The sequence below is a fragment of the Spirulina major PCC 6313 genome (assembly GCF_001890765.1).
GTDB classification, from domain to species: Bacteria; Cyanobacteriota; Cyanobacteriia; order Cyanobacteriales; family Spirulinaceae; genus Spirulina; species Spirulina major.
The window spans coordinates 4,869,277-4,893,671 of the sequence record NZ_KV878783.1 but is presented as its reverse complement, the minus strand read 5'-3'; the positions used below and the strand labels follow the sequence as shown (position 1 = coordinate 4,893,671).

Annotated in this window: 14 protein-coding genes and 1 pseudogene; 10 read left to right on the top strand and 5 right to left on the bottom strand. The window is 51.4% G+C overall.

All coding sequences use genetic code 11. The features are described 5' to 3' along the window. Window positions 1-13: 13 nt before the first annotated feature. Complete coding sequence (locus SPI6313_RS21595; RefSeq protein ID WP_072622853.1) at window positions 14-391, bottom strand: DUF423 domain-containing protein; 378 nt, start codon at window positions 389-391, stop codon at window positions 14-16. Between the two features lie 159 nt (window positions 392-550). Beyond that, a complete protein-coding gene (locus SPI6313_RS22565; RefSeq protein WP_139276730.1) occupies window positions 551-1,540 on the bottom strand; it encodes an NF038130 family PEP-CTERM protein in 990 nt (329 codons plus the stop codon). Window positions 1,541-2,102: 562 nt separating this feature from the next. On the opposite strand from SPI6313_RS22565, the gene SPI6313_RS23790 reads away from it, so the two are divergent. The 5 genes from SPI6313_RS23790 (at window position 2,103) to asnB (ending at window position 12,224) form a co-directional block, all read left to right on the top strand. Continuing rightward, window positions 2,103-2,249: a hypothetical protein gene (locus SPI6313_RS23790; RefSeq protein WP_175551207.1), complete on the top strand. Its 147-nt coding sequence runs from the start codon at window positions 2,103-2,105 to the stop codon at window positions 2,247-2,249. Window positions 2,250-2,465: 216 nt separating this feature from the next. Further along, entirely contained in the window at window positions 2,466-6,146 is a 3,681-nt protein-coding gene (locus SPI6313_RS24170; protein ID WP_072622852.1) for an Eco57I restriction-modification methylase domain-containing protein, read from the top strand. A 275-nt stretch (window positions 6,147-6,421) separates the two neighbouring features. Then, entirely contained in the window at window positions 6,422-6,859 is a 438-nt protein-coding gene (locus SPI6313_RS21580) for an endonuclease domain-containing protein (protein ID WP_084669152.1), read from the top strand. A gap of 53 nt (window positions 6,860-6,912) precedes the next feature. After that, a complete protein-coding gene (locus tag SPI6313_RS21575) occupies window positions 6,913-10,215 on the top strand; it encodes a helicase-related protein (protein WP_072622851.1) in 3,303 nt (1,100 codons plus the stop codon). Between the two features lie 116 nt (window positions 10,216-10,331). Further along, window positions 10,332-12,224: an asparagine synthase (glutamine-hydrolyzing) gene (gene asnB, locus SPI6313_RS21570; RefSeq protein ID WP_072622850.1), complete on the top strand. Its 1,893-nt coding sequence runs from the start codon at window positions 10,332-10,334 to the stop codon at window positions 12,222-12,224. Between the two features lie 17 nt (window positions 12,225-12,241). On the opposite strand, the gene SPI6313_RS21565 is transcribed toward asnB, so the two are convergent. Next, window positions 12,242-13,483: a hypothetical protein gene (locus tag SPI6313_RS21565; protein WP_072622849.1), complete on the bottom strand. Its 1,242-nt coding sequence runs from the start codon at window positions 13,481-13,483 to the stop codon at window positions 12,242-12,244. 425 nt (window positions 13,484-13,908) lie between these two features. On the opposite strand from SPI6313_RS21565, the pseudogene SPI6313_RS21560 reads away from it, so the two are divergent. From SPI6313_RS21560 to SPI6313_RS21545, 4 genes and pseudogenes are all read left to right on the top strand, one after another. Continuing rightward, window positions 13,909-15,076 (top strand): annotated as a pseudogene (locus tag SPI6313_RS21560) (RRXRR domain-containing protein). A gap of 57 nt (window positions 15,077-15,133) precedes the next feature. Next, window positions 15,134-15,712, top strand: a complete 579-nt coding sequence (locus SPI6313_RS21555) for a DUF3611 family protein (protein ID WP_072622848.1) — start codon at window positions 15,134-15,136, stop codon at window positions 15,710-15,712. Window positions 15,713-15,905: 193 nt separating this feature from the next. Then, on the top strand, window positions 15,906-18,056 hold the full coding sequence (locus SPI6313_RS21550) for a CHASE2 domain-containing protein (RefSeq protein WP_139276726.1): 2,151 nt from the start codon (window positions 15,906-15,908) through the stop codon (window positions 18,054-18,056). Window positions 18,057-18,259: 203 nt separating this feature from the next. Next, the gene (locus SPI6313_RS21545; RefSeq protein ID WP_072622846.1) at window positions 18,260-19,633 is read left to right on the top strand and encodes a DUF2157 domain-containing protein; all 1,374 of its coding nucleotides are present in this window, start codon (window positions 18,260-18,262) and stop codon (window positions 19,631-19,633) included. Between the two features lie 74 nt (window positions 19,634-19,707). Here the strand turns inward: SPI6313_RS21545 and SPI6313_RS21540 are convergent, their stop codons facing one another. Next, window positions 19,708-22,179: an ATP-dependent Clp protease ATP-binding subunit gene (locus SPI6313_RS21540; protein WP_072622845.1), complete on the bottom strand. Its 2,472-nt coding sequence runs from the start codon at window positions 22,177-22,179 to the stop codon at window positions 19,708-19,710. 165 nt (window positions 22,180-22,344) lie between these two features. Then, window positions 22,345-22,920 (bottom strand): ribosomal protein S18-alanine N-acetyltransferase, encoded by a 576-nt coding sequence (gene rimI / locus SPI6313_RS21535; RefSeq protein WP_072622844.1) that lies wholly within the window; start codon window positions 22,918-22,920, stop codon window positions 22,345-22,347. Between the two features lie 71 nt (window positions 22,921-22,991). Here rimI and lysA point away from each other — a divergent pair, with 71 nt between their 5' ends. Continuing rightward, window positions 22,992-24,368: a diaminopimelate decarboxylase gene (gene lysA, locus SPI6313_RS21530; RefSeq protein ID WP_072622843.1), complete on the top strand. Its 1,377-nt coding sequence runs from the start codon at window positions 22,992-22,994 to the stop codon at window positions 24,366-24,368. Window positions 24,369-24,395 lie beyond the last annotated feature (27 nt).

Below are 24,395 nucleotides of genomic sequence, written 5' to 3'. Positions count from 1 at the left end.
TATTCGTGCTGTGTTAACGGTACTGGAACGCCGCCACCGCTAAACAACCCCAGCCAATCATCAACCCCACACCGCCCAACGGCGTGATCGCGCCAAGCCAGTTAATCCCCGAAAAGCTCAAGGCGTAGAGACTGCCGGAAAATACCACCACGCCCGCCACAAACGCCCACCCCGTCACGGTGAGCCACCCTTGCCCCGCTTCAGCGCGACCCAGGAGCAACGCCACGAGGAGCAAGGCCAGGGCATGATACATCTGATATTTAATCCCCGTCTCAAAGATGGCGAGGGCTTTCTCGCTGAATTGATCGTTCAAGGCGTGTGCCCCGAAGGCCCCGCCCATCACCGATAAGCCGCCCAAAATTGCGGCGATCGCCAAAAAAACTCGTACCATGTTCCCTCTGCTCAATCCCAACTCGCCCCATGATAAATCACGCCACTGGCTCAACGACGTGCCGATCGTGACTCACGAAAAAAAGGAGAACCGCGATCGCAGTTCCCCGTTCGACAATCAGTGCAGATAGAGAGAATATTTAGAGAGAGGAGTCGAAACCTAGCCTTTTTTTTGCTTCCGCTTTGCTGCTGAGAAGAAACCACCCGCCACAGCCGAGGCAATCAAGAATGAAGGTTCCGGAACGCCAGAATTTTGGGGTGTACCGGGGCTAGTCCAACTGTACAAGCCACTGTAAGATTCACCATCATCTAACGCCGTCAACCCTGACGACACAGCCTCAAAGGTGTAGGCGTATTCTGTGCTTTGGAGGATGCCGTTTTCATACCGCTCCACCTTCGCCACTTCGCTGGCTTGGAGTTCTTCTTTGAGGCTATCAATCGTGGTCAAGAGAGCACTTAACCCCTCGATCACGGCCGGGGCGGAGGCAATCTGTTGCTCTAGAGCAGCAACGGTGATGCCCGCTTTGGCTGCCACTGCGGCTTTTTGCAGGGGACTCGCCCCGGCAAGCTGTTGCAAGGTGTTGTAGTTGGCGAGTTGGGCACTGGCGCGGGTGCTGAGGACGCTGCGGAGATCATAGAAACCCACGGTTTGCATCGCGATCGCACCATCATCCTGAAGCGAAAACTCAGCAATATTGGGATCACCCAAACCAGCAGATTTAAACGACTCCGTGAATACACTCTGGGCAGAACTGCTGAGACCAGACCAACTGGTTTGCAGACTGTTGTAGCGCTTGAATAAGTCATCCATCCAGACTTGACCATATTCATCCCAGTCTGCTGTCGTCACGCTGCTGATCTTAGCCGTGTGGTTACCCCGTGTTGCCTCAAATCCGACATTCTCAGAGACAACCTCGCTCTTGTAAGTCAGTTCGACGTTGGTTTTGATATCTCCATCGGTGAGGGCCCGAATCGCGGCGGACTCCCCGTAACTGTATAACGCATCCGGATCGGGATCATTGGTATAAGTCCGATAGTTGGTCTCAGCATCGTCAAAGTCGATACTGAATGACCAGGCTGGCTGCGAGGCTAACACCCCACATCCCGTCATAATGGCTAAGCCCCAAAGTAATTGCTGTGTCCGTTTCATCTTTAAAATCCTCTCCCGGTTACTGAATGATGTTCTCAACGTTGAACAGTCCATCTGCTGTTGACGATCGCTGCGTGGTTTTGCTCTCAGCGGATTCGTCAGACTACATCTCTCCCTTTCTATTAAAGAGGTTTATCTTCAGTGATGGGTGAAGGTTCAGTAAACTTTCTTACCCACAACCATCAAGATTGCATGAAGTCTCTGAATCAACAACGTTACTACCCTGGTGGTTTTACCTTAATGGTATTGGCGAAAACTCTTTATGCAATCCCGTATTAACAGATGTTAATTATTGATAAAGAATACGCCTAAATTTCCGTACACCTACTGAGGCAAAAAAGTCCTCAATAGAAGTCTTGATTAAAAAATCCGTGAATACCCTGAGTTATGTCCTTGATCGTTATGTCCAATCAGGCTAACTTTGAGCAAATCCTCTCTCTACATTCTTTTCAAGCGTTTTGTCCTGGACTGAGATCAACACTAGATGAGCAGACAATGGTCATTGTCATCTAGAGCTGCAATATCGCCCTACCATTGCACCTCTTTCGCCACACTAAGCTCATTGCGCAAAGTGAAGCAAAGGGCGATCGCTTCTGGGGGGTTCGGGTTACGAAGTCTGGGCGATCGCATCGAGGCCATCGGTGGTCAATTCCAAATTCAGAGCCAACCGGGCCAAGGCTGCACCATCCGCGCCCTCATTTCCCGCTAAGCGATCGCGTATCGTATTCAGCGAAGCCGTTATTTAGGCCGCACTGGATCAACAGTTGTCTAAATTCATGTTATCTAAAGTTAATTTAAATTTAGATAAAAAATTAATATATATCACATATACTGAATCATTCAGATTGAGCGTCACGATTCAGGCCGCTCTGCCTCGCGATTAGATATCGATCGCGCCCTTCTCCTATCGTCTTTGGGAAATGTCATGTCACCCAGAATCCTCAAGGTTGATGACCTCCGCGATTTAACCAGCCCGGAAAAGATTGCCAAAATCTTTAGGCAGTTGGGCTACAACGCGACGGCGGAACCCATCGAGATCGAGACGTTGGAGCTATCGGCTCGCAGTCAGGAGGCGATCGCGAAAGCTTTTCTGATTGCCGACCAAGACCGGGGCGGGTTGCAGGTTGTGTTGTTTGAGCTGGAGCCGAGTGCTTGGGAATCGGCATCGATGGCCAGCACGCGGATGAAGGCGATCGCCTCTCAGCTTGGCAAACGTCCCTCAGAATTTTTGCTCTTAGCGACGAAGGACTACAACCAGTTGATGCTGGTGAATCCTCGCAAATCCTTTGATGACAAGATGGCGTTGCGGGCGAGTATCCGCAAGTTATTGATCGATCGCCAAAACCCCACGGCCTACGATTTAGACCGCTTGGAGGCGATCGCCGTCCGAGGTAAATCGGCTCTGGAACTTTACAAAGCCCACTGTGACGCTTTTGATGTGGAGAAGCTCACCAAGCGGTTTTATGAGCAATATAAGCGGTTGTTTGAGCGGGTTTTGCAGGTCATCCAAGACCATAACCCAGACCCTTATTTTGAGGATATGGATCGCCTCCACCAGTTTGCCCAGCGGCTTTTGGGGCGAATCATGTTTTTATATTTTCTCCAGAAAAAGGAGTTTTTGGCGGGCGATCGCCAATTCCTGAAAACCCAGTACCGGGTGAACAAGTACCAGGCGGACGGGACGGACTACTACGCCGAAATTTTAGAGCCGCTGTTTTTCAATGTCTTGAATACGCCAATGGATCAGAGAGAGATCCCCCTAAATCCCCCTTGGAAAGGGGGACTTTCCGATACTCCCCCCTTCCCAAGGGGGGCCGGTGGGGATCAGATTCCCCTAAATCCCCCTTGGAAAGGGGGACTTCAAACTCCCCCCTTAGTAAGGGGGGCCGGGGGGGATCGCATTCCCTATCTAAATGGCGGTCTATTCGATCGCGATTATGGCGTGGGTGTTCGGGATGGGGCGGGGAAAGCTACACCGGAATTGATCACTCTGCCCAATCACATTTTTGACCCTGGGGATTCGGAGAGCATCCTCGGTTTCTTCAATGGTTACAACTTCACGATCGCGGAAAATGTGGCGGGGGATGAGGATGTGGCGGTTGATCCGGAGATGTTGGGGAAGGTGTTTGAGAATATGTTGGTGGCGGAGGAGCGGGGCAAGTCGGGGACGTTCTACACGCCCCGTGGCATTGTGCAGTTTATGTGTGCTGAGGTGTTGGCGCGGTATTTGGTGGATGAGGCGGGGGTCTCGTTGGCAACGGCGCAACTGTTGGTGAATTATGACCCGGATATTTCGGATCGGGATTTGCATGAGTTGATTTCGCCACAGCAGGCGCGGGGTTTAAAGCAGGCGATCGCCTCGCTCAAGGTGCTTGACCCTGCCGTGGGTTCGGGGGCGTTTCCGTTGGGGATGATGCAGTTAATCCTAAATGTGCGGCAGGCGATCGCGCGTCGGGAGGGGATGACGGTGCAGCGGGGGAGTTTGGCGATTTCGGAGTGGAAGCGGGAGATCATCGCGAACAATCTCTATGGGGTGGATATCAAGCCGGAGGCGATCGAGATTGCGAAGTTGCGGATGTGGTTGTCGTTGGTGGTGGATATTCCGACGATCGCGGATGTGGAGCCGTTGCCGAATCTGGATTATAAGTTGATGTGTGGGGATTCGTTAATCTCGAAGATTAATGGTCAAACGATTATTCCTGTGCCGGGTCAAGCGGAGCAGTTAAGTCTTGGGTTCCAGACGACGGAACTGGATCGGGCGATCGCGGTTTTGGTGGGGTTGGAGAAGCGATATTTTGATGTGAGTTCGGAGGAGCGGCAGGGGTTACGGTTGGAGATTTTGGCGGCGGAAAAGCGGGTTTTTGCGGGGGCGATCGCGGATCAGCGGCGGGTGGTAATTCAGCAGCAGCAGGAGTTGGAGCGGGAACTGAAGCAGCTTAAAAAGCCTCAGAAGAAGCAGTTACAGGAGCGGGAGGTTTTGGCGGCGCTGTTGGCGGGGTTGGATGAGTTTGAGGCGGCGGTGCAGCGGGGCGATCGCTCCTTGAATTTCTTTCAGTATTATCTCCATTTTCGGGATGTGTTCGAGGAAAAGGGAGGGTTTGATCTTGTGGTTGGCAATCCGCCCTATGTGCGACAGGAGCAACTCAAGGAAATCAAGCCCGCGTTAAAGGCTGAATATGACTGTTATACGGGGGTTGCGGATCTATTTGTCTATTTTTATGAGCAGGGCTTTCGGTTATTAAAGCCCCAAGGTTATCTAACTTACATCACATCTAACAAATATTTTCGGGCGGGTTATGGGGAAAAGTTACGCAAATATCTAGGCGAAAAGTCTACGATTGAGGTGGTGATTGATTTTGGGGATGCAAATGTATTTGAGGCGATCGCTTATCCGAGTATTATTGCGCTCAAAAAGGCAGATCCCCCTAAATCCCCCTTAAAAAGGGGGACTTCAAACTCCCCCCTTAGCAAGGGGGGCAGGGGGGGATCTGATCTCCCTAAATCCCCCTTGGAAAGGGAGACTTCAACCTCTTCAAACTCCCCCCTTAGCAAGGGGGGCAGGGGGGGATCTGATCTCCCTAAATCCCCCTTGGAAAGGGAGACTTCAACCTCTTCAAACTCCCCCCTTTCCAAGGGGGGCAGGGGGGGATCTCATCAAGCTTCTGTCCTCACATGGGATGAAAATGATGGGCTTGATGATTTTGTTCCGGTTTATCAGCAGAAGAAATTTCTGTTAAAGCAAAGTGATTTGAAGCCGGACGGCTGGCGGTTAGAGTCTCCTGAAGTGTTGCGACTTTTGGATAAGCTACGCAAGGCGGGAACGCCTTTAGGAGAATATGTCAATGGTCGTTTTTATTATGGAATTAAGACGGGTTTTAATGAAGCGTTTGTTGTGGATCGAGAAACGCGCGATCGGCTCATCGCTGAACACCCCTCATCCGCTGAAGTCCTTAAACCCTTTCTTCGGGGTCGAGATGTCAAAAGATGGTCTGTAGATTTTGCTGAACAGTACCTAATCAAAATTGAATCATCAGAAAATAAAGAACACCCTTGGAGCGGCAAGAAGAAAGTAGAAGCTGAAAAGATTTTCTCTAAAACTTATCCTGCGATTTATCAACGATTTAATATTTACAAAGATAAGCTTATCAAGCGTGCAGACCAAGGAAAATATTTTTGGGAATTGCGATCTTGTGCGTACTGGGAAGAGTTTGAAACTAATAAAATAATTTTAGGTCGCTTTATGAATAGTGCTGTTTTTGCATTCGATCAAGAACACTACTTGCATAATGATGCTTTGTACATGATCTCTCAAGTTGACAGCTTTATTGCATCTATTCTTAATAGTCTCATTGGATGGTATTTTCTGAAATTTATTTGTACAGATTTACAAAATGGCTACATTCAAGCATATCGAGAAAATCTTTTTCAAATTCCAATCCCTAAAGCCAGTGAAGAAGAGAAGCAGGCGATAGAAAAATTAGTCGAAAAATGCCTAACCGCCAAAGGCATCGGAGTCCAACAATGGGAAGCCGAAATCGATGAACGAGTCGCCCACCTCTACGGCCTCACCCCCGCCGACCTCAAAATCATCCAATCCCAAAAATAGCCCCCCTTCCCAAGGGGGGTTGGGGGGATCAATCCCACAGAGAACCCAAAGAGATCCCCCTAAATCTCCCTTAAAAAGGGGGACTTTCAATTCCCCAAAATAGCCCCCCTTCCCAAGGGGGGTTGGGGGGATCAATCCCACCGAGAACCCAAAGAGATCCCCCTAAATCCCCCTTAAAAAGGGGGACTTTCAACTCCCCAAAATAGCCCCCCTTCCCAAGGGGGGTTGGGGGGATCAGATTAAGATAGACTAGAAGACACCCTATCAACCAATCTATGAACCACCTACCTTACAACAAAGACCTAGTATCCAGAGCCAAAGAACTCCGCAAAAACATGACCCCCGCCGAGAAAAAACTCTGGTATGAATACCTTAGAACCTTTCAACATCGCGTCCATCGTCAACGCCCAATCGATAACTATATCGTAGACTTTTATTGCCCTCACCTAAAACTCGTAATCGAAATTGATGGAGAAAGCCACTACACCAAAGAAGCCATTGAATACGATAAAATTAGGACACAAATCCTTAACGGTTATGGACTAAAAGTGATTCGCTTTACCAACCAAGAAATTCTACAAAATCTTGAAGGCGTATGCGAAAAAATAGAAGCCTTAATCCCAAAATATAGTAACTACACCAAAGAACGCCATCAATTCCCAAATCCCACCCTCGAAGAATTCCAGAACTTCATTAACCAAAATCCTAATTAATTATTGCCATGCAAATTTTAATTTCTGAATCAATCCAGTAAGCATCAGTAAATATGGCAATTCCAGACTATATCGACAACACCCAAAATAGAACCCTCCAAGAAATCCTGATCAAAATCATTGAACAGGAAAACCAAAAGGTTTTAGATATAGCCACCGGATTTTTTAGAATTGAAGCCTGGGTACGCCTCGAAGACTCCATGCAGCAACTCAAATCCCTCCGGCTGCTCATTGGCCGTGACCCCAGCATCCGACCCGCCGAAAGCGATCGCATCGACCTCGTTCGCCACCTGAGACGAGAAATTCAGGGACAAGTTGAACAGCAAAACTTCAACATTGACTACAAAAACCAAATCACCCGCCTCATTCAATACCTCGAAAAACCAGAAATCCAAGTGCGACTCTTTGGCGCATTAGGCGATAAAAACCAATTTCTCCACGCCAAAGCCTACATCTTTGACGATTTCAGCATCGTTGGTTCCAGCAACTTCACCCCCTCCGGCCTGGTCGGTAACTCCGAACTCAACATCATCAATAAAATCGGCGCGATCGCCCGCGATTTGCGAGACCACTGGTTTGAACGATTCTGGAATCATCCCAGCGTTGACACCGACTACAAAGCCAAACTGATCGCCGCCCTCAACGCCTCAAAATTTGGCAGCAAAGCCTACACCCCCTACCAAATCTTCATCAAAGCCCTCTACGAACGCTTCAAAGACGACACCCTCCTCGACGGCGAACTTCAAACCGGATTAACCCTCGCCAGCTTCCAACAAGAAGGCTTTGAACGCGCCGTCAGACTCCTCGAACGTCATAACGGGTGTATGGTCGCCGATGCCGTGGGTTTAGGCAAAACCTTCATCGGTTTGCGCGTCATTGAACATTACTTAATCAAACTGCGACAACCCGGCCATATTCCCAAAGTTCTCGTGCTTTGCCCCGCCCAACTGCGCGATTTAGTTTGGCGTAAAAAACTCGATGAATTCGGCATCAAAGCCGATATTTTATCCCACGAAGAAGTCAGCCGCCAAAATGCCGATATTCGCCGTTTTCGCAATCATGACCTGATCGTGATTGATGAATCCCATAACTTTCGCAACAGCGCAACCAATCGCTACCGCAATCTCCAAAAACTTCTCGGAACAGGACGACAAGACACCAAAGTATTACTACTTACCGCCACCCCCATCAATAACACCATCTTTGACCTGTATCACCAAATTCTGCTACTCACCAAAGGTAATGAAATCACCTATCGCAATTGGGGGGTGGGCAACCTTAACAGCTACTTCAAAGCCCTCAAAGAGGGCAAAGCCGAAATCACCGATCTACTCATGGAAACCGTGGTACGTCGCAGCCGCCAAGATGTGATCAAACGTCAAGCAGCAGGGGAAGAAATCTCCATTGCCGGACAACTGATCCAATTCCCAAAACGTCAGCTTGAAAACTTCACCTATAACTTTGAAGCAACCTATGCAGGCTTGTATGAGGCGATCGCCGATCAAGTCGATACCCTAAACCTCGCCCCCTATAACATCAAAGCCTTCAAAAAAAAGAAAAATAACGACGATACCAGTGAAGTTAAACGCAATAAAGCCTTGGTATGCCTGCAAAAAGCATTGTATTTCAAACGCTTTGAAAGCTCCCTCATCGCATTTACCAAAACCCTCCGCAATCAATGCAACTTTCAAACTAAATTTTATGAAGTCCTAACCCAAGAGAAAAAACTCCTCGATAGCAAGAATTTTCGCAAGCTGATCATGGCCCTTGATAACGATGATGATCAGATGGCCGAAATCGACATTATCGAAAATCTAGAGGCGATTAACCCCAAAGACTACGATATTAAACAACTCCAATCCCAAATCGAAGCAGATCTAACCGCCCTCAATAGCGTTCTAGAGAGACTTGACGCAATTCAGGCTGCTGTAGATGCCGATCGAGAGAGCGATCGTAAACTTGCCGCCTTCAAACAATTACTCCTCAACTTCAAAGGTCAAAAAGTCCTCGTTTTTAGCTACTTCAAAGACACCGCAAAATATATCTATCGCTCACTCCTAGATGATCACGAATGGCTTACTCAAATGACCCACGAGGACAAAACTCCCAACATTGACATCCTCACCGGGGATTCATCCGGCAAACAGCGCGAAGCAAAAGTGAGGCACTTTTCTCCAAAATCCAACACCCAAGACCCAGAAGAACTAGACTACTGCCTTGAAAATCCCATTGATATCTTGATCTCAACTGACGTATTGAGCGAGGGGCAAAACCTCCAAGATGCAGGGGTTTTAGTGAACTATGACCTACACTGGAACCCCGTGCGGATGATCCAACGGGCAGGACGGATTGACCGACTGGGTACTGATTTTGACTTGCTCTATATCTATAACTGCTTTCCAGAGGAAGGGCTTGATAAACTGCTGGGATTAGTCCAACGCTTACAGGAACGAATCGCCACGATTGATCGGGAAGTGGGGTTAGATGCCTCAGTTTTGGGTGAGACGATCTCCGAACGTTCCCTAGAAGAACTCTACCGCCTCAAACGCGCCGATACTGAAGCCGAAAAACAGGCTATTTTGGAAGAACTAGAACAGGCTTCTGAATTGATTTCTTTAGATGAAATGCGTTTTCCGCTGCTCCAGTATCTTCAAAAGTTTGCCCAAGACCAACTTGAAGAAATCCCCCTCGGTATCCACAGCAACTATAACTTTAATATTCCCGACCCTAATTTTAAAGCGGGTGGCATCTTCTTTGCATTTCGGGCGGGCGATCGCCACTTCTGGCACTGCTACCCCAAACTCAATGGTGCAATCACCACCGCACCCGATAGCCTAGTCCACAGTATCCGTAAAATCTATAGCTGGATTCAGTGTGAAGAATTAGACTTCCCCGCACCGGATGATCTGCCCCCCGCTCAGTTCGATGCGTCTGTTTTCATGAGTTTTGAAGGCGCAATCCGTAATATTCTAGACTCTCTACAAAAGAGTAAATCAACCGCAAAGATCGCCAGCAAGCTGACAAAATACCCGCAACACATTTATCAAGCTCTCACTCAACCCAGTCTATTCGAGGAATCCACGGTGGAGAAAGAAGTGCGCGATCGCATTCTCAAGGTGATTAAAGAAACCAACCTCCGCAGCTACGATCGCGAACTGAAAGACATCTGGAACCAATACACCCAGGATCAAAAGATTGATGAATTCATGCAAATGATTGATGAATTATTTATCGAAAATGACTATTACAGTCACCTAGAGCCGGAAGAAGACACAAAAGAGGCCATGTTGAAATCAATTCAGCGTCAAGATATCCAACTCATCTGCTACGAATGGATTAAGCCTCAATCAGAGTAAACTTGGGTTGGCTCTTTCATTGTTAGCACCGGGGTTGATTCAGTTGTCTCCCGTTCGTCGGGTTTGTTGGTCAACATTTTAAGATAAAATCGAGGTTTTGCCGGAGGTTAGCGCGGGTGTGTGGAATTTGTGGGGTGGTTTACGAGGAGCGCGATCGCCCCGTTTCCGGCAAACTGATTGAAGCGATGGCTAACCAGATTCTGCATCGGGGGCCAGATCAAGGGGGGTATTATGTGCGCGGGCCCGTGGGGTTGGGGTCGCGTCGGCTCTCGATTATTGATCTGGACCACGGTCAACAGCCGATCCACAACGAAGACCGCAGCGTCTGGGTGGTGTTTAACGGCGAACTCTACAACTACCGCGAACTCACCCAAGCCCTCACCCATCGCGGCCACAAGTTCTACACCGCCACAGATACCGAGGTGCTTGTCCATGCCTACGAAGAATTTGGCGATGAATTTTTAGAGCATCTCAATGGGATGTTTGCCTTTGCCCTCTGGGATGAACGGCAGCAGCGGTTGGTGATTGGGCGCGATCGCATCGGGATCAAACCCCTGTATTACGCCCTGCACGACAACGCCTTGATCTTTGGCTCCGAACTGAAAACCATCCTCACCTATCCCGGTTTTCCCCGCTCGGTGGATTTGGTGTCTCTCAATGAATACCTCAGTTTTGAATATGTCCCCACGCCTCGCAGCCTCTTCCAAGGCATCGCCAAACTGCCCCCCGGCCATGCCCTCAGCTACCAAGACGGTCAATTGAAACTCTGGCAATATTGGGACATTAACCTCGCCCGCAGCGAGAACATCAAACCCAAGCCCACCGCTGAGTATGCTGCTGAACTCCTCGACGTGCTGCGAGAATCGGTGCGTAAGGAAATGGTCAGCGATGTGCCGGTGGGGGTGCTGTTGAGTGGGGGGGTGGATTCGAGCGCGATCGCTGCCCTCATGGCCGAACTTTCCCCCAACCCAGTGAAAAGCTTCTCGATTCGGTTTGATGACCCGTCCTTTGATGAATCGAGCTACGCCCGCCAAGTGGCCCACCACCTCCAAACCGAACATTACGAACTCACCCTCACCCCCCAACTCACCCAAGACCTCGTCCCCAAACTCGGCCACATCCTCGACGAACCCCTGGGGGATTCCTCGATCATTCCCACCTTTCTGCTCTCTCAATTCACCCGCCACCATGTCAAAGTTGCCCTCGGCGGCGACGGTGGCGATGAATTGTTCGCCGGCTATTCCACCCTCCAAGCCCATCGTCTCGTCGAATATTACGAACGCCTCCTCCCCAGCCCGATCCGCCATCGCCTCATTCCCTGGTGTGTGGATCGCTTGCCGGTGTCCTTTGATAACATCAGTTTTGACTTTAAGGTGCGGCGGTTCATTGCGGGGCGGGGAATTCCGGTGTTGATGCGCCATCACCAATGGCTCGGCTCCTTCGCTGTGGCGCAAAAACGTCAATTGCTCCAACCCTGGACACAATTACAGGAAAAAGACACCTATCAGGTGGCGTTTGAGCATCAGCAGCGATCGCAAGCCCAAGACGCGATCAACCAACTGCTCTACTGCGACATGAAACTGTATCTCGAAGGCAACATCCTCCCCAAAGTCGATCGCGCCAGCATGGCCAACTCCTTAGAAGTGCGGGTGCCGCTGCTCAACCATACCCTTGTGGACTATGTGGCCCAAATGCCCCACGGCCTCAAGCTCAAGGGCCTCACCACAAAATACATCCTCCGCCAATCCCTGCGCCACCATCTCCCCCCCGCCATCCTCCGCCGTGGCAAAAAAGGGTTTAATATGCCCGTGGCGAAATGGCTCGTCGGGCCGCTGCGGCCCCTAGTCGAAGAGATGCTGTCCCCGGCACGGCTTCGCGATGCGGGGTTTTTCGACCCGGACTATGTACAGCGTCTTTGGCAGGAACATTGCCAGGGCCAGCGCGATCATCGCAAGCTGTTGTGGACGCTGTTGATGTTTGAATTGTGGCGCGATCGCTGGATGCCCTAATGGTTGGGGTGCGATCGCTACTCCTGTGGCACGTCTGGATGGTGCGGCTCGGCGGGCGGTGCAGGGAGGGATTGCGGCGGCGGCTGATAGGGTTCCGCTTCCCCCAAGAGGGTTTCTTCGGTGCGTTTAATCACATCCTTCGCCAGCCGCTCACTAAACCCAATCACAAACGCCAGGGAACAGAAGAAAAATTCACGACCGCGCACCGTATCCGTCGGGACAATTTGCACCGAAATAATCCCCGAACTAAACATCGCATAGAGTAACAACCCAAAGGATGACCCGATAATCGGTTTAAACGCCCCGGTAAAAATCGGAATAATCGGATCAGTGGCATCCTGTTTTTCAAAATCATTAATCCGAATCAAAATACTAATCGCGCTACCGAGGGTTCCGGAGGACACCACCAGCACAATTAAAAATAAGATTGATGCGTCCTGTTGTTCTTGGGCTTGGCGGTCTTCGAGATTATCGAGACGCACCGTTTTTTCACGAAATTCACGGATTAATTCCTGTTGATTTTCGTCTGCGATCGCACCCCCGATCGCATTACCCAACGGATTCGCATTATTCACCGAGGTATTCCCATCAATAACATCCCCTGAATCCGTAATCACAATATTGTCTTGGGCTAAAATTTCACGAATTTCCGTGAGCCGTTCTTGCACCTCATTAATTTCCGCATTAGCCATATTGTCTTTCTGATGCGAGAGACCCACTAACCCCCCAAAAAACAAAATCGCCGACACCGACGAGGTGAGCGCCAAACCACACACCACCTTGAGCGGGTCAGAGTCGGAGCGATACACATCCATAAACCGATTAATCACCATTCCCAACATCGGATGTTGATAACGGTTGACGGTGCGTTCAATATCAATGCGAATTTTTTGAGCGACTAACAAGCTAGGTTGTTCATAGCTCAATACCTCGATCGCCATCTCAATATAGTCAAATAAAATATTGAGTTCTTGTTGTCGAGAACTCATCTTTAAAACTCGTAAAAAGCGTTGCCAAGAGTTGGTATTGAGCTTTAACAGGAGCTTTTCAATGCGAGGCAAGAGGACGACAAGGGCCGCAATTTCTTGTTGCAGTTGAACGAGGCGAGTTTGCTCTGTCGTGTCATTTTTATGAGTGGTACTGCGAATTTTAATATTATTGCCAATGGTGCGCAGGTTATTTTTAATCTGCTTTAAACGCTGACTAAATTGCTCATGGGAGATGGTCAAGCCTGATGATTGGGGGGAAGAAAATGCCATAGGTTCAAGCGATTGCACACAACGATCGCAGCGAAGGACTCACGCCAGCTTAACGACGCAGGCTCTTCTTTAGAAGTGCCATGGTGTGGCTGGGGGGTGTTGCGGTGCAGACTCGGACGCGAACACCGTTGCAAAGTCGGTGGAGGAGCCTGCCCAGAATATGCCACCATCTTAGAATGAACGGATTAGCTTCTCTGACGACACCTCTTTCAATGACCCCCACCTGGCATCCGCCGAGGTGGGGGAGTGACCGGAGATAACCCGGTCGTAGCTGCGAATAGGCCACCAAGGTTAGTACGGCAACACTTCCGGTTGCTTCTCTAAATCGGATTATTTGTAAGGCCCTGGAATCTCAGGGAGTGGGTTCAGCCCAGAAACACCGTACTCACTGGCTGAAGAGACCTATAGTTTTGGAATTATCTTCCATGCAACGCATCCCAGTCCAAAACCCTGATGGTACTCCTGCCATGCCCACCAAGAGTAGTCGCGCTCAACGGTGGGTAGCGCAGGGCAGAGCTACATGGGTGCAGAACGATCTACGGATTAAGGTAGTGCGCCTGAAAGCGGAGCCATCGGGTCGCAATACCCAGCCCATCGTGGTCGGGGTCGATCCCGGCAAACTCTATTCAGGGATTGCCGTTCAATCCGCTCAAGCGACATTATTCCAGTCCCACCTAGAACTCCCCTACCCCAGGGTGCGTGAACGGATGGATCATCGCAGAATGCTACGGCGTTCTCGCCGCAGTCGGCGGATTAATCGAGAGTTACCCTTCCAGCTACGAAATCATCGCCAAAAGCGATTTAACAACCGTAGAAAAAAGAAAGTCGCGCCCAGTATCCGAGCTAACCGAGACCTAGAGTTTCGAGTTGTTCAGGAGTTGTCCCAACTATTCCCCATTGCCACCATTGGCTACGAGAAAGTTCGCGCCGACGTGGACTTAACCTCAGGTCGAAAGGGAGCAAAATCTGGGCAAGGTTTCTCTCCGGTCATGGTGGGGCAAGCCTATGCCATTGAGAAAATGGAGCAGATTGCCCCCGTCTACACTCGCTACGGGTGGCAGCAGGATGGCAATGGCACCGCTCAACTTCGCTCTGCTTTGGGATTGAAGAGGTCTCAGGACAAAGCAGAACAAATTCCCCAAACCCATGCGGTAGATGGTATCGCTTTAGCCTGTGGATACTTCATCGAGTATCGTCCCTTCCACCGGAAACGCAGTCACGGTTATCTTTGGTTTGGAGAGGTTAAGCTCACATCTGCCCCATTTGTGGTGATTAAACGGCCACCCATCAGTCGCAGGCAACTGCACCTCATGGTTCCCCGTCAGAAGGGTCTACGCCGCAAATATGGGGGCACAGTAACCCGCCATGGATTCCGGAAGGGCGATCTAGTGCGGGCTGAGATGGCAGGTCGCGTCTCGGTGGGCTATGTGAGTGGGGATACGGCTCGGCAAGTTTCTGTTTCTGAGTTCACTTGGAAGCGTATTGGGCAGTTTAGTGCTGCCAAAGGTTGAGCTACTCTATCGCGCCACGGGTATTTTAGTCAGTTGCCCGCAGAGATTGTCAGTCAGTGGGGCATTTAACCCCGCTGCCTGACGCTTGTTTCCTCCCCCACCTGCGGTGCGAGGTGGGGGTTTCCACAAGGAGTTTTTGATGAATGATAAGACGAATCAGATCGCTCCATTGTCTGCCAAAGTTCAGCAGGTTTCAGCCGATTTGAAGTTTGCCGGGCGGATTGGGTTTTGGGTGCAGTTGGTGTTGGGGGTGATTTCGACGGTGACGGTGTTGTTTTCGAGTACGAGTTTTTTGAATCGGACTGAGGCGACGAATACCCAGGGGACGGAGTTTGGGGTGTTTTGCGCGGTGGGGGGGCTGATTGCCCTGACGGTGAGTATTTATTTTTCGTTTCGCTACATGACGATCGCTCGCCTCCTGCAAACGAAAAACCCCGCCCAACGCCCGAACCGAGCCGATACGATTAGCATCATTCGCCTGGGGTTGATTGTGAATTTGGTGGGGATGTTGTTGACGATTATCGGGGCGGAGGCGATCGTGGGGATTGTTCTGGCGAAGTCCTTGGCGAATCCACCGGGGGCGATCGCAAATCTCGACCCCACCAAATTGGTGAACTCCATTGATCTCTTGGTGATCCAAGCCAACACCAACACGATCGCCGCCCACTTTGCCGGGATTGTCTCGTCGTTAATTCTGCTCAACCGCATTACCCGTTAACCAAATAGGTGAGCTAAAGTCGAAAGGAATTGCGCGGGTATCCTGTCCAATCGGCTCTGTTGCCGCTCCATTTTTTTACGCCTATCACCGTTCTAAATTTGTGCTGAATTTCGGTTCACGGTGCTTGAATCACCTCAAGCAGATCGATCATCTCCGACGTAATTTAGTGATTACGGGGGGAGTCTCCCTGGCTTTGCTTCTCCTTCGTTTCGCGGGAGGGCTGGAACTGTGGGAGCTGTTGGCCTATGACTGGCTGGTGCGATCGCGCCCCCCTCTGCCCCAAGATCAACGCATCATCATCGTTGAATTTGACGAAATCGATATTCAAAAGCTGGATTGGCCCTTTTCCGATGCCACCATGGCCAAGCTGTTAGCAACGATCACGGCCGGACAACCTCGGCTGATCGGGTTAGATGTCTATCGCGATCAGCCCGTCAGAGAAGGCTATGAAGAACTCAGCACCCTTTTTAAATCCACCCCTAACCTGATCGCCATTGAAAAAATCATTCCGAAAATAGCCCTCAGTAGCACAGACTCGTCCCAAGATGGCCGAATCATCCCCAAACCGCCGGATCTCCCCGCTGAACAAATCGGCTTTAACGATCTCCCCGCTGATAGCAGTGACAATTCTATCCGTCGTCTCATGCTCTACGCCAAAAATACGAAGGAAGAGACTAGGTTTTCCTTCAGTTTTAAGCTGGCGATGCAATATCTGGACGCAACGGAAAACATACAACCGACGATGGCCCCGGATGGGGAAACCGTCCAACTCGGTAAAGGCTGGTTATCGCCCCTGAATCCCAATGATGGCGGTTATATCCGAGAAGATATGGGCGGTCATCAGGTGATGCTGAACTATGCCGGGGCGAGTGGTGACTTTCCGCGAATTGCTCTCCATGAGGTGCTCGCGGATGATTTTGACCCGACTATTTTTCGCAATCGCATCGTCCTGATCGGCTCCGTTGCCCCCAGTCTCCAAGACTTTAGCACCACCCCCTATCGCCAACCCAGCACCCTGATGTCGGGGGTAGAAGTTCACGCCAACGCCACCCGCTTCCTAATCGATGTCGCTCTGGGGAATCGTCAACCCATCCGCACCCTTCCCGAACTTGTCGAAATCATCCTGATCATTCTCGGCGCAGGCGTGGGCACATTTTGGGTGAGTCACTGGCGCACCGTTGAAGGGTTAACCCGTCCGGCCGCACTGCGCACCATCTTGCAATTCACAGGTGCGATCGCTGTCATCGTGGGAGCAAGTTACGGGGCCTTTCTCCTCAGTTGGTGGATGCCGATGATCCCAGTTTTGCTCGCCCTCAGTGGAGCCACCACCGTCAAATTTGGGGTCACCCTACTGGAATATCTCCTCCAGTCCTATCGCCAAATTGAAGACTACGCCCGCACCCTTGAACTCAAAGTTGAAACAAGAACCGAAGAACTTCGCCACAAAAACCACGAACTCGAACAGACCCTCGTTAAACTGAAAACCGCTCAACAACAAATCATCGCCCAAGAACGCCTCGCCTCCCTCGGCTCCCTCACAGCAGGTGTCGCCCACGAAATTCAAAACCCCCTGAATTTCGTCAACAACTTCGCCCGCATTTCTGGAGAATTAACCGAAGAAATGGCCGAAGAGTTAGCAAGCGTGGAACTTGAAGACGACACCCAAACACTCATTGACGATATCCTCTCAGAATTCAAAGAATGTGTCGATACCATTCGCCACAATGGTCAACGGATTGAGCGCATTGTGGACAGTATGCTCAGTCATACTCGTGAAGGAGGCGGGCAAGCGGAATTAGTGGATCTCAATATCATCCTCCATGATGCTATTGAATTGGTTGAGCATACTATGGTGGCGAAACAATCTCAATGGCCCCTTCAAAAAGAGATTTTATTAGTTCCTGAATTGCCCCCATTGCTGTTGGTGGCCAAGGATTTTAGTAAGGCCCTGATCAATATTTTGACCAATGCCCTCGAAGCCATGGAGCGGAAACGTCAACAGGGGAATAATCCGGATTATGTACCCCATTTAAAGGTCAGCACATCCGCAAACGAGGGGCGGGTTTGGATTCGGATTTGGGATAATGGCGAAGGAATTCCCCCAGAGCATCATCAGAAAATTTTTGACCCTTTTTTCACCACTAAACCCACCGGTGAGGGAACTGGCTTAGGACTATCTCTCGCCCATCAAACCCTTGTTTCTGTCCATCAAGGTAATATTACCGTGAATTCTGAGGTGGGCAAGTTTACAGAATTTGTGATTGATGTTAGTCCCACCGGGGCTGAATCTCTCCTCCAAGTGACGCAACAAAATACTGCTTCCACCGGGTTGAATACTCCCTAGAACTGATCGCTGATCTGTGAGCCATAATGCTGATCACGTTTTCGATTTTTGGGGTGAGTCAGGTATGAACTGAGCCGGATTGATGCGGGTCAGCTTGGTTACAGTGTCTATGGATTGGAGGGGCGAGAAAGTGGCACAGGGTCGGGTGAAATGGCTTCATGATGCAGGCCACAATGAATGCAATTCCTCTCAACTCAAACACTATGGCTTCTAATCAATTTCGCTATCAATTGCGCCAAGAGGCGACGCAGTGGCGTGATGAGGGTCTGATTTCACCGGAACTGTATCGGCAGTTGGGCGATCGCTACCAATTCGAGCACCTCGATCGCGCCACGCGCAATCAGTTTGTGATGATTTTGCTCGGTTTGGGCAGCATTTTAATCGGCTTGGCGGCGATCACCTTGGTGGCGGCCAATTGGCAAGCCTGGTCTCGCCCGGTCAAAATTATGCTGCTGATGGGGGTGTTTATCGGGGTCAATAGTGGTGGGTTTTATTTGTGGCGGGGGGCGGCACAACGGTGGCAATCGCGGCTGGGTCAGGCGTTATTGTTACTGGGTAGCCTCTTGGTGGGGGCGAATTTGGCGCTGTTTTCCCAGATGTTTCACCAAACGGGCAGCGTCCAAACCCTGTTTTTGGTGTGGGGTGGGGCGGTTTTGGTGATGGCCTACAGTTTACGCCTGACGATGTTGGGAATGCTTTCGATGATTCTGGCGGCGCTGGGGTCGTTCTGGTTTTATCCTGATCCTCAAACGCCGCGTTTTTGGTTGCTGCTGTTGGACTATTTTCCCCTGGTGGCGATCGCGCTCTATCTCCCCTTGGCGCAATGGTGTCGGTCGCGATCGCTGTTTACCCTTGCGACCATCTTCGCTGCTGCGATGTTTCAACTGATTTTATTCCGGGATCTGGCGCAGGTTGCGGGGACGAATAGCATCGGTTTGGTGGTGATTCAAATCGCGTCAGTGTGCCTGATTCCGGCCCTGCTATGGGCGTGGCGACCGATGACCGTGGCGCGGGTGGGAGCCTTGGGGCCGAAACTGGCGATCGCCTATGTCAGTATTTACAGCTATATCGCCTCGTTTCATTATTGGTGGGACGGTCGCGATTGGAACACCGCCACCCCAGCCGCTCTAGAGTTAACAGCAGGCAGTATTCAGATCCTGCTGTTTGGAGCAATCGCGATCGCTCTCTGGTGGCAATTGGGACAACGACGGGGCGGCCCGTGGCGGCTGACCCTGACGGATAGTTCCTTCGCTGGACTCTTACTCATCCTGGGGGGGGTGCTGTGGAGTCACCATCAGTTTGGCCCGTTCGCGATCATTGCCCCGGTCTTGTTAAACGGTTTGTTGTTGTTGATTGCGATCGCCTGCATCCGAGAAGCCCTCAGCCAAGGCGCACGGGAAGGCTTTTGGTGGGGCTTAAGCCTCCTCGTGCTTCAGATTCTCTCGCGCATGGTGGAGTACGACACCGGATTAATTGCCAAAGCCCTAGTCTTTTTCCTCTGCGGCATGGGTGTCATCCTGGCTGGACTCTGGTTTGAACGCTACGTCCGCACCCTCAAAACCTCCCCCGAATCCTAAACCTTAAACCTAAACCCCACAAAAAAAGGAGGTGAATTCACCTCCTTTTTGGATGTAGATGCACGGATTGGAGGTTAGTTTTTCTCCAGCAAGATCCGGGGACTATCTTGCGGCGTAATCACAACCTTATTTTCTTCATCAACATCAACTTGGGCAGAATCACCCGCTTTCAGACGACCCGACAGAATTTCTTCAGCGAGCACATCCTCTAAGAGGCGCATAATCGCCCGGCGTAAAGGTCGTGCCCCATAGCTGGGGTTGTACCCTTCTTCGACAAGACGCTCTTTGAACTTGTCGGTCACACCGAGGCTGATTTCTTTCTCCGTCAGACGCTTGAAGACCTCAGCAAGCAAGATATCGGCAATCTCCTTCACCTCTGGTTTGCTGAGTTGACGGAAGACGATGATCTCATCCAAACGGTTGAGGAATTCAGGACGGAAGTATTGCTTCAGTTCCTCATTCACCAAGGAGCGAATCCGGTTGTATTGCGCTTCGTTTTGGTCGTCTTCGAGTTCAAACCCTAGACCACCGCCCCCTTTCTCGATCACCTTAGACCCAATATTGGAGGTCATGATCAGCAGGGTGTTTTTGAAGTCCACCGTGCGACCCTTGGCATCGGTCAAGCGACCATCTTCCAAGATTTGCAGCAGCATGTTGAAAACATCAGGGTGCGCTTTTTCGATTTCATCGAAGAGCACCACGGTGTAGGGACGACGACGCACCGCTTCGGTGAGTTGGCCGCCTTCGTTGTAGCCCACGTAGCCCGGCGGGGAGCCGATCAGTTTGGAAACGGTGTGACGCTCCATGTATTCCGACATATCCAAGCGAATCATCGCTTCTTCGGAACCGAAGAAGTAGGCCGCGAGGGATTTGGTCAGTTCGGTTTTGCCGACCCCGGTGGGGCCAGAGAAGATGAAGCTGGCGATCGGTCGGTTTGGGTTTTTCAGTCCGACACGGGCGCGGCGGATGGCGCGGGAAACGGCACGCACGGCTTCCTCTTGGCCGATGAGCCGCTGGTGGAGGGTGTCCTCCATATGCAGCAGTTTTTCGGATTCGGATTCCGTCAGTTTGTTGACCGGAACGCCAGTCCAGGAAGCAACGATGTGGGCGATTTCTTCTGAATCCACAGAGGGGCCCTCTTCGCTACCGCCAGAGTTTTCCTCTTTTTTGGCGGCGGCGATGGTGCGAATTTGGGCTTTGATTTCCATTTCCCGATCGCGCAATTCTCCGGCTTGGTCGAAGTCTTGCGATCGCACCGCATCATCCTTTTGTTTGAGGACTTGGCGCAGTTCCTTATCGAGTTCCTTCGCCGCCGGGGGCAGTTGCGAATTCATCAAGCGCACCCGTGAACCCGCTTCGTCGATCAGGTCAATGGCTTTATCCGGCAAGTAGCGATCGGAAATATAGCGATCGGACAGTTTCGCCGCCGCTTCGAGGGCTTCATCCAGGATTTTCAGCTTGTGGTGCTGCTCATAGCGTTCGCGCAAGCCAAAGAGAATCTCGATGGTTTCATCGACGCTGGGTTCACCCACCATCACCGGCTGAAAGCGGCGTTCAAGGGCGGCATCCCGTTCGATATGTTTGCGGTATTCATCGAGGGTGGTCGCGCCGATACATTGCAGTTCACCCCGTGCCAAAGCAGGTTTGAGGATGTTTGCTGCATCGATCGCGCCTTCCGCTGCCCCCGCGCCGATCAGGGTGTGAACTTCGTCGATCACCAGGATGACATTCCCCGCTGAGCGGATTTCATCCATGATTTTCTTGAGCCGTTCTTCAAACTCACCCCGGTACTTTGTTCCGGCGACGAGTAACCCAATATCGAGGGTGACCACCCGTTTATCTTCGAGAATGTCGGGGATGTCTTGGTTGGAAATGCGTTGGGCGAGGCCTTCGGCGATCGCCGTTTTACCCACCCCCGGTTCCCCGATTAACACCGGGTTATTTTTCGTGCGGCGACCCAGGATTTGGATCACCCGTTCAATTTCTTTTTGACGACCAACAACAGGGTCAAGTTTTCCTTCCTTGGCGAGGTTGGTCAAGTTTGAGCCAAACTCGTCAAGGGTTGGGGTTTTGGTGCGGCCACTTTGACCTGGCCCAGCAGACACTTCCGCCGTTTCACCCAACATCCGAATCACTTGTGTCCGCACTTTCGAGAGGTCAACCCCCAGGTTCTCTAAAACCCGTGCGGCAACACCCTCTCCTTCGCGGATTAACCCCAAAAGGAGGTGCTCTGTTCCAATGTAGTTGTGACCTAATTGCCGTGCTTCCTCAAGAGAAAGCTCCAGAACGCGCTTGGCTCGTGGTGTGAAGGGAATTTCGACGGCGACAAACCCCGACCCACGCCCAATGATCTTCTCAACTTCGATTCTGGCATCCTTAAGGTTGACCCCCATGGATTTCAGCACTTTGGCAGCAACGCCTGTGCCTTCGCCAATCAGCCCGAGAAGAATTTGTTCTGTCCCCACGAAGTTATGTCCGAGGCGACGCGCTTCTTCTTGGGCGAGCATGATCACCTTAATAGCTTTTTCCGTGAAGCGTTCAAACATAATGCTCTTTAATCACCTGTTGCTGGCCCGTTGTGCGCTCATTCTAGCACAGGGATTTTGATCCCTGTTGCATTGCAGGGATCGGTTGACTGGAATTGATTTGGGGCGCGAAATCCGGTCAGATTTTGGGGTGAATTCTGGGTTGCTTTTCTCCCGACGGTATCTTCAACAACGAATCGGCATGGGGCCATCAACCTGCCAGCCGTGCTGCGCTAAACGATGCTGGTGCTGATGGTGCCAGGCATCTAATTCTAGAGTAAACCCTGGCTGATGCAAGCCATTGAGCCAAAAAATTAACGCATCTTCACCTGTGGTGCCATAGTATCCGGGTCGCCGCCCGATGGCTTGAAAGCCGAATTTTTGATAAAGTGCGATCGCTCCCGTATTCCCTTCGCGCACTTCCAACGTCGCCCGCTCTAGACCCCGCGCCGCTGCTTGGGCCAAGAGCACCCCCAGCAGCCATTGCCCTAGACCTTGACCGTGATAGTCGGGATGGATCATTAGTAAGGTGATGTGAGCTTCTTCGAGAATTGCCCAAAAGCAACCCAAGCCGAGGAGGGGAAGCGATCGCACCGCCTCCCGATCCGACGTAATCACCAGAAGTTCACTATTGGAACTCTCTAATTCCCGTTGGTAGCCGTCGAGGCTCCACATTCCCCCCAAACAGTGGCGATCGAGTTCCACCACCGCCTCTAATTGGTCAGCGGTGGGAGGTTTAATCTGGAGGCTTGATAAAGTCACGAGGGGGGATTGTACACTAGGAGGATTAACTATTTTAATGGTTGATTTCTTATACTTACGCCAAATTGAAAATGTTAGCGACAGAATCTACCCCCACCACGGGCCAACAGTATTTACCCGCCGCAGATACCGCACCCAACCAAGCCATCTTGCCCCTCACGGCTCAGGTTAACGCAGCGGATCACCTTACCCTTGGCGGCTGTGATGTTTTAGACCTCGTTAAAACCTACGGATCGCCCCTCTATATTTTGGATGAGCAAACCCTGCGCACGGCCTGCCAACAGTATCGCGATGGGTTCCGGCGCTATTATGGCGGCGAGTCGCAGGTGATCTATGCGTCGAAGGCCTGGAGTTGTTTGGCGGTTTGTGCGATCGTTGCCAGCGAGGGCTTAGGGTTTGATGTGGTGTCGGGGGGCGAACTCCAGACGACGCTGCAAGCGGGGGTGACGAGCGATCGCATCTATTTCCACGGTAATAATAAATCCGTGGAGGAATTGCGCTTTGGAGTCGAGCAGGGCTGCACGATCATTGTGGATAATTGGTTGGAATTGGAGCACCTGGCAGAATTGGCGACCCCAGCCCATCCGGCGCAGATCTTCTTGCGCCTCACCCCCGGCATTGAATGCCACACCCACGAATATATCCGCACGGGCCACATTGATAGCAAGTTTGGCTTTGACCCGACCCAATTGCCGGAGGTGTTTGCCTGGATTGGCGATCGCCCCCAATTGCGCTGTACGGGTCTCCATGCCCACATCGGGTCACAAATCTTTGAACGGCAGCCCCATCAAGATCTGGGTGGCGTGTTGGTGGATTGGATGGTGCAAGCGATCGCCGCCGGTCTGCCCATCGATACCCTCAATATTGGCGGCGGTTTGGGGATTTGCTACACCGAAGCCGATGATCCCCCGACCATTGACGAATGGGTGCAAGCCGCCGCCAAGGCCGTCCAAACTGCCTGTGAAGCCCGCAACCTGCCCCTGCCGCGTTTAATTTGTGAACCGGGGCGATCGCTAATTGCCACCGCCTGCGCCACCGCCTACACCGTCGGCTCCTGCAAAACCGTCCCCGGCATCCGCACCTACATCGCCGTTGATGGCGGCATGTCCGACAATCCCCGCCCGATCACCTATCAATCCCTCTATCGCATCGTCCTCGCCAATCGGATGTCCGCCGCCGCCACGGAAACCGTCACCGTGGCCGGGAAACATTGCGAATCCGGCGATGTGGTGATCCACGATGCTCAACTGCCCCCCACGGAAGCCGGGGATGTGGTGGTTGTGCCCTCCACGGGAGCCTACAACTACAGCATGGCTTCCAATTACAACCGCATCGGCCGCCCGGCCGCCGTGGTGGTGAACCAGGGCGAGGCGGAGGTGATTCTAGAACGGGAAACCTACGAGGATCTGATCCGGTGCGATCGCTTACCCGCCCGCCTCAATCCCTAAATGCCACAGAACAAGGGGGGGATTAAA

Excerpts from the sequence above, each read along its gene's own strand:
- SPI6313_RS21595 (WP_072622853.1), bottom strand. The coding sequence starts at position 391 with ATGGTACGAGTTTTTTTGGCGATCGCCGCAATTTTGGGCGGCTTATCG.
- SPI6313_RS22565 (WP_139276730.1), bottom strand. The coding sequence starts at position 1,540 with ATGAAACGGACACAGCAATTACTTTGGGGCTTAGCCATTATGACGGGA.
- SPI6313_RS24170 (WP_072622852.1), top strand. The coding sequence starts at position 2,466 with ATGTCACCCAGAATCCTCAAGGTTGATGACCTCCGCGATTTAACCAGC.
- SPI6313_RS21580 (WP_084669152.1), top strand. The coding sequence starts at position 6,422 with ATGAACCACCTACCTTACAACAAAGACCTAGTATCCAGAGCCAAAGAA.
- SPI6313_RS21575 (WP_072622851.1), top strand. The coding sequence starts at position 6,913 with ATGGCAATTCCAGACTATATCGACAACACCCAAAATAGAACCCTCCAA.
- SPI6313_RS21565 (WP_072622849.1), bottom strand. The coding sequence starts at position 13,483 with ATGGCATTTTCTTCCCCCCAATCATCAGGCTTGACCATCTCCCATGAG.
- SPI6313_RS21555 (WP_072622848.1), top strand. The coding sequence starts at position 15,134 with ATGAATGATAAGACGAATCAGATCGCTCCATTGTCTGCCAAAGTTCAG.
- SPI6313_RS21545 (WP_072622846.1), top strand. The coding sequence starts at position 18,260 with ATGGCTTCTAATCAATTTCGCTATCAATTGCGCCAAGAGGCGACGCAG.
- SPI6313_RS21540 (WP_072622845.1), bottom strand. The coding sequence starts at position 22,179 with ATGTTTGAACGCTTCACGGAAAAAGCTATTAAGGTGATCATGCTCGCC.
- lysA (WP_072622843.1), top strand. The coding sequence starts at position 22,992 with ATGTTAGCGACAGAATCTACCCCCACCACGGGCCAACAGTATTTACCC.